Annotated in this window: 12 protein-coding genes; 7 read left to right on the forward strand and 5 right to left on the reverse strand. The window is 53.7% G+C overall.

What is annotated here, in order from left to right:
- Positions 1 to 156 precede the first annotated feature (156 nt).
- The 4 genes from FFI90_RS16075 to FFI90_RS16090 are packed head-to-tail and all read left to right on the forward strand — an operon-like array spanning position 157 to position 6,841.
- Positions 157 to 2,262 carry a type VI secretion system Vgr family protein gene (locus FFI90_RS16075; protein WP_144779387.1) on the forward strand — a complete coding sequence of 702 codons (2,106 nt, stop codon included), beginning with the start codon at positions 157 to 159 and terminating at the stop codon, positions 2,260 to 2,262.
- A complete protein-coding gene (locus FFI90_RS16080; RefSeq protein ID WP_144779389.1) occupies positions 2,262 to 3,128 on the forward strand; it encodes a DUF4123 domain-containing protein in 867 nt (288 codons plus the stop codon). The genes FFI90_RS16075 and FFI90_RS16080 overlap by 1 nt, the downstream gene beginning before the upstream one ends.
- On the forward strand, positions 3,121 to 5,991 hold the full coding sequence (locus FFI90_RS16085) for a toxin VasX (RefSeq protein WP_144779391.1): 2,871 nt from the start codon (positions 3,121 to 3,123) through the stop codon (positions 5,989 to 5,991). Before FFI90_RS16080 ends, FFI90_RS16085 begins: the two co-directional genes overlap by 8 nt.
- The gene (locus tag FFI90_RS16090; RefSeq protein ID WP_144779393.1) at positions 5,966 to 6,841 is read left to right on the forward strand and encodes a hypothetical protein; all 876 of its coding nucleotides are present in this window, start codon (positions 5,966 to 5,968) and stop codon (positions 6,839 to 6,841) included. Before FFI90_RS16085 ends, FFI90_RS16090 begins: the two co-directional genes overlap by 26 nt.
- Positions 6,842 to 7,118: 277 nt before the next feature.
- Here FFI90_RS16090 and FFI90_RS16095 read toward each other — a convergent pair whose 3' ends face one another.
- From FFI90_RS16095 to FFI90_RS16110, 5 genes are all read right to left on the reverse strand, one after another.
- Complete coding sequence (locus tag FFI90_RS16095) at positions 7,119 to 7,700, reverse strand: biotin transporter BioY (RefSeq protein ID WP_144779395.1); 582 nt, start codon at positions 7,698 to 7,700, stop codon at positions 7,119 to 7,121.
- Positions 7,701 to 7,746: 46 nt separating this feature from the next.
- Positions 7,747 to 8,841 carry a rhomboid family intramembrane serine protease gene (locus tag FFI90_RS16100; RefSeq protein WP_144779397.1) on the reverse strand — a complete coding sequence of 365 codons (1,095 nt, stop codon included), beginning with the start codon at positions 8,839 to 8,841 and terminating at the stop codon, positions 7,747 to 7,749.
- A 52-nt stretch (positions 8,842 to 8,893) separates the two neighbouring features.
- Entirely contained in the window at positions 8,894 to 9,040 is a 147-nt protein-coding gene (locus tag FFI90_RS20160; protein ID WP_246123622.1) for a hypothetical protein, read from the reverse strand.
- 88 nt (positions 9,041 to 9,128) lie between these two features.
- Positions 9,129 to 9,554 carry an organic hydroperoxide resistance protein gene (locus tag FFI90_RS16105; RefSeq protein ID WP_144779399.1) on the reverse strand — a complete coding sequence of 142 codons (426 nt, stop codon included), beginning with the start codon at positions 9,552 to 9,554 and terminating at the stop codon, positions 9,129 to 9,131.
- Between the two features lie 158 nt (positions 9,555 to 9,712).
- The gene (locus tag FFI90_RS16110) at positions 9,713 to 10,162 is read right to left on the reverse strand and encodes a MarR family winged helix-turn-helix transcriptional regulator (protein WP_144779401.1); all 450 of its coding nucleotides are present in this window, start codon (positions 10,160 to 10,162) and stop codon (positions 9,713 to 9,715) included.
- Positions 10,163 to 10,557: 395 nt separating this feature from the next.
- Between FFI90_RS16110 and FFI90_RS16115 the strand changes: the two genes are divergently transcribed.
- The 3 genes from FFI90_RS16115 (at position 10,558) to FFI90_RS16125 (ending at position 13,968) form a co-directional block, all read left to right on the forward strand.
- On the forward strand, positions 10,558 to 11,670 hold the full coding sequence (locus tag FFI90_RS16115) for an AI-2E family transporter (protein ID WP_144779403.1): 1,113 nt from the start codon (positions 10,558 to 10,560) through the stop codon (positions 11,668 to 11,670).
- A gap of 112 nt (positions 11,671 to 11,782) precedes the next feature.
- On the forward strand, positions 11,783 to 12,928 hold the full coding sequence (locus FFI90_RS16120) for a zinc-binding dehydrogenase (RefSeq protein WP_144779405.1): 1,146 nt from the start codon (positions 11,783 to 11,785) through the stop codon (positions 12,926 to 12,928).
- Complete coding sequence (locus FFI90_RS16125; protein ID WP_144779407.1) at positions 12,925 to 13,968, forward strand: proline racemase family protein; 1,044 nt, start codon at positions 12,925 to 12,927, stop codon at positions 13,966 to 13,968. Before FFI90_RS16120 ends, FFI90_RS16125 begins: the two co-directional genes overlap by 4 nt.
- Positions 13,969 to 13,990: the final 22 nt, after the last annotated feature.

Here is a 13,990-nt window from a genome sequence, read left to right on the forward strand (position 1 = left end):
CAATTGTTTCAGTGTGGATTGGTAAGAACAAGCTGTTTTGTCTGCCTGATGAGATCTGGTGCGTTTTTGACACAGAGGGTGTTTGATTAACAGCCGTTTTTGCGACAGAATCCTTGCCTGGATTCATACAGAACCATACCTTCAAGGATTGAAGATATGCCCCAGGCAAACGGATTGCAGTTTACCGCCAGTGTTGGCGACCTCCCCTCTGATCTATTTTCTGTTGTCGGCTATACGCTGACCGAACGGTTATCCGAACTGTTTCACGGCTGCCTTGAGCTGGCCAGTACCAACCCGGACGTGGGTGCGGGTGAGGTTCTGGAACAGCAGGTGGATCTGGTGGTCTGGCAGGATGGCGTGCCGCTTCGCCGCTTCACCGGCGTGGTCAACGAGTTTGCCCGGGGTGATTCCGGCCACCGTCGCACCCGCTACGAACTCATCATCCAGCCGCCTCTATGGCGCTTGGGGTTGATGCACAACAGCCGCATCTTTCAGACCCAGACCACCGACACCCTCGTGCGCACCCTGCTGGAAGAGCGGGGCATTGCGAACTCAGTGTTTGATCTCAAGCGCAATCCTCAGGAGCGCGAGTACTGCGTTCAGCACCGGGAAAGTGATCTGGCGTTCATTGAACGCATGGCCGCAGAGGAAGGCTGGCACTACCGTTACCAGCACGGCAGTGTAGACGGGGATGAGCAGCCGGGCCTGGTCCTTGCCGACCACCACGGCGACGCACCTCGCCTCGAACCTGCCGAATACAACGGCAAAGCCGGTGGAAGCACCCAACAGCCGGCGGTCTTCCGTTTCCGCTACGAAGAACGGGTGCGTGCCGCCTCGGTTGCCATGAAGGACTACACCTTCAAAAATCCTGCTTATGCCCTGATGCACGAACAGAGCGCCGCCAGTGCAAACCAACGCCAGGATTATCAGCACTTCGACTACCCGGGCCGCTTCAAAGCCGACGCCAGCGGCCAACCGTTTACCGAAGCAAAGCTGGACGCCCTCAGAAACGACGCCAGTACCGCCCACGGCGAAAGCAACCGCGTCGACTTTACATGCGGTGCCAAAACCGAACTCACTGAGCACGACAACCCCAGCCTGAATCGGGACTGGCTGCTCACCGCCGTTATCCACACCGGCAAACAACCCCAGGCCATGGAAGAAGAGGGCGGATCTGAACCGACCACCTATCACAATACGTTCAGTGCCGTGCCCGCTGACAAAACCTGGCGGCCAAACCCCGCCCATCGCCCACTCATGGACGGCCCGCAAATTGCCATAGTGACCGGCCCAGAAGGTGAAGAGATTCACTGCGATAAACACGGCCGGGTAAAAGTGAGGTTTCCTTGGGATCGGCGCCAGCCGCCAAATGAGGTAGAGAGCAGTAAAAACGATGAGCACAGTAGCGCCTGGTTAAGGGTCAGCCAAGGCTGGGCGGGTGGCCAGTATGGTTTCATGGCTCTGCCGAGAATTGGCAACGAAGTCATCGTCTCCTTCCTCGACGGCGACCCGGATCAGCCCATCATCACCGGCCGAACCCATCATGCTACCAACACACCGCCCTACGCGTTACCGGAACACAAAACCCGCACCACCCTGAAAACCCAGACTCACAAGGGAGAAGGCAGCAACGAACTGCGGTTTGAGGACGAAGCCGACCAGGAACAGATCTACATCCACGCCCAGAAAGATCTCGACCTGCTCACCGAAAACAACCGTACCGAAGTCATCAACAACGACAGCCACCTGACCGTTGAGAACGACCGCTTCAGCCACATAAAAGGCAGCAAACACCAAACCATCGACGGCGAAAAACGCGAACAAATCGGCAAAGACCACGGCTTCAGCGTAACCGGCTCCTTGCACCTGAAAGCGGGCACCGCCTGGCTCAGTGAATCCGGCACAGAACTGCACATCAAAGCCGGACAGAAAGCGATTATTGAGGCGGGTGCTGAGATCACCCTCAAAGCGGGTGGTAGCTTTTTGAAGATTGATCCCACCGGCGTTGCTATCGGTGGGGCTTCTATAAAAATGAACGCTGGTGGTTCGGCGGGTAAGGGGAGTGGGCAGAAAGTTCAGATTCCGGAGATGCCTGGGGTGGTTGAGGTGAGGGGGGTGGTAAAAGCAGCGCCTGAAAAGCTGCCAGAATTACCCCAACGCCCCTGGTCAAAACCAGACCAGATACGGGCAATCAGGAACGCAGCGAATCAGGGCAAGGGAATCTGCCAGGTATGCTCTCCCAAGTCACGAGAGGTTGTTTGATGAGCAGTCTGGCAGGGCTTTCTGATACCGGAAAAACGTTCATTCTCATAGACGGCGCGAAAGTGAGTGACTTGGCTCAGGTCATATACCGTGACGAAGAAGTTCCTCGTTGCGATGCACTGTACAGAGGAACCGAGCTGTCTGACCTACTGGAGATATCACCCTGGTTGATTGAAACAGACATGAGTAGCCCGCTGGCCCGGAGGTGTTTCGGTGACTGGAAGCACTTGGGGGCAGCTATTGTATTCCAGGCAATCCGCCAATTTGACGAGGTAATGGACCATTTGCGCGGATTGCGTATGGCTCGCTTGGCAACGGGCGACGAGGTTATTTTTCGCTTTTACGATCCTGAAGTTGCGCGGCATCTGTTGAAACGAGATCACGTGGGCGAGGATGTGAAGCGCATCATGGGCCCGTGCAGCGCGATTGCTATTCAGGATCGTCGCACCGGTGGGTGGGACTGCATTCGTAATGATCAACCCAATAGTGAGCCGCAGGCTGAGATGTTCAACATTCGTGAGGAACATCAGGTTGCCATGGAGAGAGCGGCGGAACAGACCGCCCTCAGGAAGCTCGAGCTTCACGTTGCAAACTACTTTCCCCATTTGCTTCAAGAAACTGAAGCAGACGAGCAGGATTGGGGGGTAGTCTCTGCGTTAGTCCACGCAGCAAAAGCGCGAGGGTTGTACAGTCCCCGCGATATAGCCCTGTATATCAATACAATTGGCTGGCTTGGACACCATGCATTCGAAGGCTGTGAAGTACAGAATCTGTGGAAAGAGAATTCTGCAGTGCCAGGCAAAGCCATAGCGCGAATTGCAGAATTCGCCGAGAAAAAGTCAACGGAGGGACTGGTTCATGGGTAGTGCTAACAGCTCAGCGTTTTTACAGGGTGCTGATGATATCGACTCAGCGGCGCAGATGTGCCCGCTGCAACTCAAAACCGTCGCGTTGTATCCAGTGCGTTGGGCGATCAATCAGGAAGAGATCGCGCTGCCTGCCAACTTCCAGCCACCTTCCGTTGCACTCGGAAACACGCATTACTGCATTCGAAAACTGACGCCCGGTTGGGTCTATATGTTCTCCGAAGTTTTCGGAACGCTGCATGAATACCGAGTCAATGAGCAAGGCCTGATAACCGATGTACAGCCCGGTGTGAACTCAGTACTGCTCCCAGATGTTGATGCGCAAAGTGCGTTACCTGCCATACACCACCCTGCGGAAGGGAAAGTACTTCTGAAATTCGTTCAGCATCGATGGACCGTGCGTTTACAGGAACTTGTACGAACGGATACGCAAGTTCGTGAAGAGCACATGCAGTCGTTTGACTTAAGCGGCCTCCCGGAAAATCGTGAAGGTTTAAATATCAGTGAAACCGAAGCCATAAACGGAGTGGTCGAAGATTTTCGGCCAGAACCAATGGATTTCGAGTGGAGCCTGACAGACTTCGCGCAAGGCGTCAGTGAGTCGGATTTGCAGGGGCAGTGCAAAAAGGAAACAGAATTTTCTTACTGCGTTGCCCTTGACGACGAAATCGGTATCGCCTCCGAATTGGGGCAACTGCATGCCCTGTATGTAAATCTGATTATGAATTACGCGGAGGAAAACGCATACGCCTACACCGCGTCCCAGATGGTGGGTGGGCTCATCGCCCGTGAGGTCAGCAAGAAGGACACGCCTGAAGACAAACAGGAAGTCACCGAGGGCCTGAAAGAACGAATTCGTTCCAGGGAAAAGGACGCATTCATTGAAAGCTACCACAAAGAGCTTGAAAAGTATGACCAGGCGCGGGCATTGGTATTTGATGATTGGAGGCGGTGGATTGACTCCGCGCAGATAGCCAGAAAACTGGAGTTCAACGACTGCTACTGTGCGGAAGGGTTTGAAGCGGTCGAGCAGGAGCTGGCCGATATACTGGATGGCTATGTCGGTGCGGAAAAGGGCAAGGAAGACGCCGAAAAGTGGTTGGCTGCGGACGAGGGCGAAGCCGGTGCGGTCGGGAACATGCTGAATACCGTGTTGTTCCTGGCGTCTGCCACTAACGGCATGGCCCAGAAACTGAAGGACCTTCCCGGCTTTGACTATGGCAGCCTGAAGATTGTAGACAGTATATTCGATATGCCGGCGTATGTGCCCGTGAGCACCGCCACCGACACCCTCATGCTGGAATTTGCCGCCCCCGCCGCGAAAATGGGGGCCTGGGCGAAAGACCCTCAAACCTGGCCGCAGTGGAAAAAGTGGACCAAGGCCGTCCAGAACCGCTATGGCATTGATGTCCACCGGAATGGAATATCGCTGAATACTGCGGCGGACCTGCTTCAGGCGGTCCACCGCAAATCGTTGGAAGCTGCATCCGGCCATAAGCTGTCCGAACTGACAATGACCCCCTTGGCCGCCGGAATGGCGGACGCAAGGGTCAGGAATTACCTCAACAGAACGCTGATTGACGTGTTCCACTTGACCCCGGACTTCAAGGATAACCCCTTTGGCTGGCTCCATACCCGCCTGGATCCGGTGGTTGAAAGCATCAAACAGAACCGGGGCAAGTTCATTGGGGCAGTGACCTTCTTTCATGCGGTTAATATGGCAAGCCTGTTCTCCGGCCTGGATAGGACCCAGCGGGATGTAATGCTGGGCGACACATCTACCCTCGACCGGTGGGGATACTTTGTATCCGGCCTGTTGAGCATTGGCGAAGGCGTGGTTAACCTCAGCGGGTTGCTGATCAGAGAGGAATACGCCAAAGCCTTGGGGGCTAACTTGTCAGCAGCTGGGGCCAGAGTGTCGGTGGCTATAAGTGGGGGCAGAATTGTTCGGTATTTCTATCCTGTTGCGAATGGTTTTGCGAGAACCACAATAAAGTACCTCCCCTATGTTGGTGTTTTACTGGCGATAGGTCTCGAGGGACGAAGGGGGTATCAGGCGTTGGCTACTGGCCATGATGCGATGGCGGCCCTCTCCGGGGTCCAGATCGGACTTAGCTTAGGCATCACCTACCTGGCTTCTTTGGGGGTGGCGGGTGCGCTTACCGGAGCGGGTGTGGCTGTTGTACTCGTGGTGGGTGCGGTTCTGATTGCAATCTCCTTCGTCATCAGCATGGTACAGCTATACATCGCCCGGTCCCGGATCGAGGATTTCCTCTCACTGTCATTCTGGGGCAACGCGCCCACGTTGCGCTACTGGGATGAGCAGTCCCGGCCATCAAGCACAGAACTGCTGGAGGCAAGCCGAACTGTCAACTCTCGGGATGAAGGCGTCGAAGTCAGGCGCTATTTCGAAACCGAACTGGATGCGTTCTATTACATGCTGTTCTCGCCCATCGTTCGGATAATCGAGCATATGCCCAGGCACCCGGCTCAAACCCGGCAGGGGGAACATACGATCCTGTCGGAACTGACATCCTTTGCGGTGTATTTTCCGGGTTATGGTGCGGGAACCTGCAAATTCTCCGTGAAGCTGTTCGAGGTGGACACGAATTGGTTTGAGAAAGATGAGCCAAACGATATCACCGGCCTGTTTTACGGGGGGGCGAAGTTGGACGCCTCTACTGAAGGTCTTTTGTATCGGTTCACTCACTACAATCACAAAAAGTGTAACCAGCTTGAAATGCTGATTGAGTACGAGAAGGACGGTCGCAAAGTCACGGGTGAGAATGGGCTCCGTTTGATCCTGGATGGTAACGATGTGGAGGAACTGGGTGTCGATGAAAGACTCGCCTTTGAAGTGTGATTTTCCAGAGACAGATCTGGAACAACATCTGGAAAAGAAGCTGTACTGCACCCATGGTGCACGGCTTGCCAGCCCGCCAGCCAGAAAAGTGACAGGGGTATCTGAGTCCTCGGAAAAAATGGAGCATGGCGTTGCTTATATAAGCGAGAGGTTCATGGACATCCGGACGGCTTTTTTGAAGTTTCGAGGAGCACAATTGGGCATAATAAACCTGTTCATGATAGTTGTGCTACTGTTGGGGTGGGTTGTTAGTCTGTTCTATTCAAAGGCTTTTCTGGCGGTATTGGTCGCTTTCGGACCTATCTGGATGGCTATCTACCTGTTCGAGATTTTCTTCCCTCTTACGCTGCCGGTCCGGATCGACCGACAGGAGGGGGTTGTGTACGTAGGGCATAGGGGCACGTTCTACCGGATTCCTTGGGACGAATTGGAGGTGACCTTTTCCTACAACTGGCAGTATCTGGGTTCTGGTGTTGTGTGGGAGCGGCAGTACTACGCTCACCTGTTCATGCGGGAAAAGCATTACTTTTGCGGGAAGACCCCCAAGATGCCGCTACAGCGTAAGAAGATCTCCTCCGGGTTTAAAGAAGAGGATATGTATCGAAAATGGAATTTCATCGTTCGATATTATAACAAAGGGCTTATTGAGGAAGATGCTGATCATCTCGCTGTTATTAACTTTGACTCACTTCGTAAGGACATAGCTTCAATTTCAACTGGAAAGCGTATTGGCGAATATTTCTTTTTGATCCTTTTAATGCCGACCATGATTTGGTGGAAATTTACTCCCTTCAAGTATAAGTGGCCGAAAGAAATTGAGGAGGTTTTTGGTAAGGCTAATAATTACTGACTGCGAATCAAGGATTTCCAGTCACTGCTTTCTACCCCATTGATATGCTGAGAAGGACGGTCGCAAAATCACGGGTGAGAAAGGGCTCCGTGTGGTCCTGGACGGTAACGATATGGAGGAACCGGGTGTCGATGAAAGACTCGTCTTTGAATCCAGAGCCGGAAGTCTTTCAGGTTCCTCATATACTCAAGGTCGTGTTTTTCGGAACCTGTCAGCCTCTTCCGGATATTTCCATGTTTGAAAGCTATCGCCCGCCTGGGAAATAGGCGTAGGTCTCTTAATGCGCACGACCCTTGCCAAGAAAACGATCAACAACGAGGATCGTACCAACAGCAAGAGCTGACTTTATAACGCCCCCAAGTAAGAACGGCAAAACCCCTTTCATAAAGGCACTTTCTGGCCCGATGGTAAATGCCAGCCATAACCCACCGAAACCAAGGCAAACGGCGTGACCCAGCAGCATAGCCAGGAAGGCCAGAGCAATATGGTTTGCGTTCCAGCCACGCTCAAAGAGTAAACCAACGATGGCAACGGCCAATGGAAAGGCAAAGAGGTAACCCGCTGTCGGCCCGGAGAAGTAATCCAGCCCGCTGGAACCACCGGCAAGAACAGGAATCCCCAGAGCGCCGAGAGCCAGCCATAGAACGGTTGAAACAGTACCAAGCTTCCAGCCAAGGAGCCCGGCAATGGTGAGTAGCACATAGGTTTGAGCGGTAATAGGCACCGGCACCATTGGGATCTCGATATGCGATGCTACGGACAGGCACGCGATTGCTACCGCAACAGCAAAGAATTTCCAGCTTGCTGGCCGGCCATTCGGGTCGACAGGGCTGAAACTATGGTTTGGCTTGGAAGTCATTCTTTTCCCTCATTTTGAATTTGGTTTTTTCAATTAGTCAGGCTCTTCACCGTCGCACCATAGCCTCAGGCTGATTCAGCATCGCAATCAGTGGGTTCTTTCTATACACGTAGCTCTTCAAGAGGTAACCCAGCAGCAGCCCAAGGGCGAAACCGCCCAAGTGTGCGGCCCAGGCCACGCCGCCCTGTCCGGAAAACATGCCAGCCAGATTGATCAAACTCCATATCAGAAAGTACCAGTGGGGGGCGAGTTTCTTCTGGTAGACGATAAACATGAAGGTGAGGCTGGCGTGGCGGAACCACACCAGATAGAGGCCGAAAAGGGCTGCAATAGCGCCGCTGGCGCCAACCAGTAGCAACGGGCCCTGGCTGGTATCGAACAGCAGCAGCTCGGCCAATGCCGCCATCATACCCGCGAACAGGTACAGCGCCAGGAATGCGGCATGGCCTAGGGCATCTTCAAGGTTGTCGCCGATAATCCACAGGAAATACATGTTGCCAGCCAGGTGCGCCAGCCCGCCGTGTACAAACTGGTATGTCAGTAGTTGCAGCACAAAGTGTGCGGGGCTTAGGGTATCCGAGTTAAGCGCCAGGTTCTTGAAGATCCATTCATTGATCTCCGGTGAAAGCAGGCCTGCGCCAAAAACCAGGCTGCACAGAACAACCAGGGTGCGGGTGATCCAGGGTGTGCGCTGGGGCGATACGTTGTATTCGGCTGGCATGGCCGTAAGAAATTGGAACAGCCAGGAGTCCCAGGACACTTTCTGGTTCAGGTCAGTTAATGCCTGTTGTAGTTTCGGTGAATGCATCACCTGATCTATTTCATGCTTATCAAGCCAGACACCATCGCAGTCTGGGCAACAATCGATTTCGGTGGTGTAGTGCATTAGTAGCTGATAATTGGTCATGGTTACGTGGCAACGTATACACAGGCGTTCGCTGGTATGAAGCGCGGGGCCCAGGTGATGCTCGTGTTCGTATTGGTCTATACACTCATACTCTTGGGCAATGGCATGGTTCAGCGATCCATCTTCAAACCATACACCATGGCAGTTATGGCAGCGGAGTATGGCCGGGTTGCTGGTAGGTTTCAGACCTTCAGTGGTGCAGGAGGGGCAGTATTTAGTGTGTATTCCGGGCATGAAGTCCTTTTCCTGATTCAATAGTGTCTATTATTGAGTCTGTCGGGATGAGTTATTGTTCGGTTTCAGTCATATAACTGGGGGCAAGCGCCATGCTTTCGGCGAGCAGTTCGCAGTCTTCATCATCTTTGATTGTAATGGTCAGCCCGGGCATGGCCCAGTTCTTTTGATATGGCAGTTGCAGAACTTTCCGCACCATATGGGTGGGATTCTTTGACCTCACATAAAAAAAGCAGCAGGGCGCGCCCGCTGCTTCTTGTCTACGTTACTTGCAACACACTACATCGTCATACGCGAGTCAATGTGACGTCAATGTTGCCACGGGTCGCGTTGGAGTAAGGGCACACCTTGTGGGCTTCTTTGATCAACGTGTCGGCTTGGGTGTCGTCCATACCGGGCAAGGAGATTTTCAGCTCCACTTCTATACCGAAACCGCCGGGGATCTGGCCAATACCAACTTCACCTTCAATCGATGCATCTTCCGGCATGGGCAGCTTGTCGCGGCCCGCCACAAACTTCATTGCGCCGATAAAGCACGCAGAATAACCGGCTGCGAAAAGTTGCTCGGGGTTGGTGCCTTTGTCGCCAGCTCCGCCCATTGCCTGGGGTGTGGTTAGCTCAACGTCCAGCACGCCGTCAGAGGAAATGGCGCGGCCATCGCGACCGCCGGTTGCTTCGGCTGAGGCACGGTACAGAATTTCTTTAACAGCCATAGTCTTAACTCCTCATGGTTCCGTTTATTCGATGGCAGCTTATGCTGCCATCAGTCAGCGCACCAAAAATGTGTGCTGCATGGTTAATAACTTAACGCACAATAATTTAGTGCGCAAGATAAAGGTGAGGCGCTTTATCGGTGGGTTATCTGGTTTGGTTAAATCAGTGCTTTCAGATTTTCGCGCAGTTTTAACAGCTGGCGTTTCAGCTCGGCCAGGTCAGGCTTGGACTGGCCGCTGGCATTGATGATGCAACCGGGAACGGTTTGGGCCTGACCTTGAAGTCTTCGCCCCTTGTCCGTGAGGTGTAGCTCAACCACACGCTCATCCTCTGCCCGGCGTATTCGTGTCAGCAGTCCATCGGCCTCAAGCCGTTTAAGCAGGGGAGAGAGTGAGCCTGGGTCAGTCAGCAGGCGCTTGCTTATGTGGCTGACGGTGATTCCATCTTCCTCCCAGAGAACCAGCATGGCCAGGTACTGGGGATAAGTCAGGTTCAGTGCCTTTAGCAATGGTTTGTAGGTTTTGGTCATCATCAGTGATGTGGAGTGAAGGGCGAAACAGAGTTGGTTGTCGAGCAGAAGCTCGGAAAAGGATGTGTCTTTAGTCATGGCAGTAAAAACCGTCGCGCTAAGAATTTGTGCACAAGTTTACGGCGATAGCCGGATGTATTTCTAGCCAATAAACTAGGCAGGGCTGAATTTGCCCCTTACAGTACGCAGATTACCCAAGGAATGTGGTATTTATTCAGCGGTTCCTGAATGGATTGCAACAGAGATAAAAATTTATGAAGGGACTCGTAGCTTTCCTTTTATTACCAGTAAGCTCCTTTATCAAAGTCAGTACTTACCGCTGGGTTAATGACAAAGGTCAGGCTCACTTCGGTGATTAGCCGCCTGCAAACCCAGAACGAATGCGATACGTGAGTTTGGGCAGGTTTTCTGTCCCCCTCAACGCACGCGGCATTCTATAATCTGAAAACTCTTCGCCAGGCAACGGATGTCCTATGGAAAACGAACAAAACTCGATTGAGCAACCCGGCCCAAAGCCTGGAAAGACTCTGGCCGATCTTTCCACGCCTATCTACGGGCTCTTTATTCTGGGTGTTCTGTACACCTTGTATCTTGCTCATCAGATCATCTTGCCGATGGTGTTGGCGTTACTGACAAGTTTGCTGTTGTCGCCCTTGGTCACTCGCATGTGTGCGGGGCTGCGTATCCCGCGGGTCGTCAGTTCGCTGATACTGGTGTTGCTGGTGCTTGCAGCCATAGCGGGAGTGTCCATGGCCGTCGCCACACCTGCGCTGGAGTGGGCAGGCAAGGCTCCGGAGGGTATTTCACGATTGCTGGTGGGCGAAAGTGAGTTGAAGCGGCAGATAAGCAAGGTTACCGAATCTGCTCAGAAAGTGGAGGACTCCGTGAGCGAGCTCTCCGAGGGTGGTGGTAAAAAGAAGTCTCCAGAACCAACAACCGTGGTTTTACAGACCGAATCCTGGCGTGCCCAACTCATGAGCAAAGCCCGTGACGGCATTGCGGGTCTCGCCCTTGCCATGGCGCTCACTTATTTCCTGCTGGTGAGTGGCGACAGGCTGGTGCTGAATTTTGTGCGGCAGCTACCGCGAAGCCACCGCAGAACGGTGCTGCGAATTACCCGGGGTTCCCAGCATCAGATTGCTCAATATCTCGGGGTTCTCGGTATCAGTAATACCTCTGTTGGGGTTGCAACTGGCCTCATGGCTTGGGCTATCGGCTTGCCTGATCCGGCTGTTTGGGGGCTGGTGGCTGGCCTTGCGCGTTTCATCCCTTATCTTGGGGTTATCCTCACCATTCTGTTACTGACGGTTGTTTCTGCCGTAAGCCTGGACACGTTGTGGATGATGGCGATTGCACCGGTTGGTTATCTTGCTCTCACCACCATGGTGGGTTTCTTCATCGAGCCGTGGATACACGGTTTTCGCATGGCGATTAACCCGGTGATAATTTTTGTTTCCATCTTTTTCTGGGGTTGGCTCTGGGGGCCTGTGGGTGTCCTGTTGGCGGTGCCGCTGATGACCATTATTCAGGTTGTGTTAAAACAGATTCCCAAGCTACGCCCAATATACAAAGTCATTGCTCGCTAGTGCAGAATCGGGGAATAGTGGATACCCGCGTCACGGCCTGACACCTGCGTGAATGTCTCCTATCCTGAAGGGGTACTTAATACACTCCTCAGGCAGGGAAGATTATTCACTTATGACCCCAAACACCATGAAAGCCATGGTTCTCAACGGCCATGGCGATATCGATAAGCTTGAGTATAAAGATGTGCCCACGCCGTCTCCTGCGCCGGGTGAAGTGCTGGTCCAGGTAACCGCGACCGCCAAAAACAACACGGATCGCAAAGCCCGGGAAGGGCTGTACCCCACCAAAAAAGGCGAAACCACCTCGTTTCAGATGGGGGGTAAACCCACGCTGCTTTTCCCCCGGATTCAGGGCGCTGACATCGCTGGCCGCGTTGTGGCTGTGGGCGTCGGCGTGGATCCAGTCCGTATTGGTGAGAGAGGCCTGCTGGATTTTAATATCTATGCTGATGATCGCCCGGACATCAATCTGACCCCGGATTATTACGGCCATGGTGCAGATGGTGGTTACGCCGAGTACGTCGCCGTTCCCTCGGATCAGTTCCACTGTGTACCAAATGAAGATCTGGCTGACGCACAGCTTGCCGCAATGGGCATGTGCTCGTACCAGACGGCTATGCACATGCTAACGTCCGCCGGTGTGACCACTGGCGAGCGAGTTCTGGTTACCGGTGCCAGCGGCGGTGTTGGCACCGCATTGATTCAGCTTTGTCGGATTATGGGGGCGATACCCTACGCACTGAGTACCTCAGATAAAGCGGCGGCTCTCTTGGAATTGGGGGTCGAGTTCGTGCTCGATCGTTCCGATATGGACAGCTTCGTTGAGCGCGTGAAAGCGCAAACCGGCGGCAAACCCTTTGATGCAGTTATGGATCTGGTGGGCGGAGATATGACCGACCGCTTCATAGACGCCATGATTTTCGATATGAACGCCCGCAAGACCTACCCGCGCTTGAGCATTGCGGGCGCCAGTGGTGGGAACATCAGTGAAATCCTTTGGACACGAATTTACCTGTATCAGGTGCAGATTTTTGGCGTTTCCCATGGTACCCGTGAAGAGGCAGAACAGCTGATGGAGTGGATTCGCGGCCGGCAACTCAAACCAGTGCTTCATGGCGCTTTCAGGCTTTCGGAATTGCACACTGCAGAGCGTTATTTCATGAACCGTGGCAGCAATTATCTCGGCAAGATAGTCATAGTTCCGGATTCCCAATGGGAAGAACATGGCGAGCCCTGGTCTCTGGAGCGTAACCCATGAAGCAGGCATTGACGATTCAGCTTATGGACACCCATGCCGGAGGCGATGTCAGCCGAATTGTGACTGGCGGTATAGCACCTCTGCCGGGGGACAGTGTGCGAGCACAGATGGAGTACCTTCGTGACGCCGCCGACGGTTTGAGAAAGTTGTTGCTGGAAGAGCCTTATGGCATCCCCGAGATGTCTGTCGATTTACTGGTCTCTCCATCTGATCCCCGCGCGGCGGCCGGGTACATCATTATGGAAGTGATGGGTTACCCGATTTACTCCGGCTCCAACACCATCTGCACGGCGACCGCTGTACTTGAGGCAGGAATAGTGCCCAAGAAGGAGGGCAGGCAGAGCTTTTTACTGGAGTCTCCGGCCGGCCTCGTTCGCATTGATGCTCTGGTTGAAAACGGCGTGGTTGAAGCCATCACCTGCGAAGGCCTGCCAAGTTACATAGATACCTATCGCGCGACGATTGACGTGCCATCACTCGGCACAGTCACTTACAGCGTAGCCTACAGCGGCGGGTTTTACGCGCTGGTGGATGCCGAATCTCTGGGTTTCGACCTCACTCTGAGTGAGGAGCGCAAACTTACGGGCGCTGCTCACGCCATTGTTGAAGCGATTCAGGCAGAAAGGGGTTTTTCTCACTACACATTGGGTGATGTAGGGCCGCTGCCATTTCTGCATTTTATGGGGCCGGTGCACCAGGTGGCTGAGGGATATTACCGCTCCCGCTCTGCGACCTATGTGCATCCGGGGGTTATCTGTCGCAGCACAACCGGTACGGGCACTTCCGCCAGGCTAGCCCTGATGAATTACGAAGGGCTTGTCCGCCCCGGAGACAAGCTTGAAACAGTGTCCCTGCGGGAAACCGGCTTTATTGGCGAGTTCTCTGCCGCCGAGCAGGCGGGCGAACATCAGGTTGTGAAAAACAACATAACCGGGAAGGGCTATGTCATAGCGCATTCGGACATCGTGGTGAATTGCGACGACTCGCTGGTGGATTGTGATGGGCTTCGCCATATCCTCAGTAATTGCCCCCATTCCTGAGGTATGTACGCCTAAAGTTTAC

This window comes from Marinobacter maritimus (assembly GCF_007671675.1).
GTDB classification, from domain to species: Bacteria; Pseudomonadota; Gammaproteobacteria; order Pseudomonadales; family Oleiphilaceae; genus Marinobacter; species Marinobacter maritimus.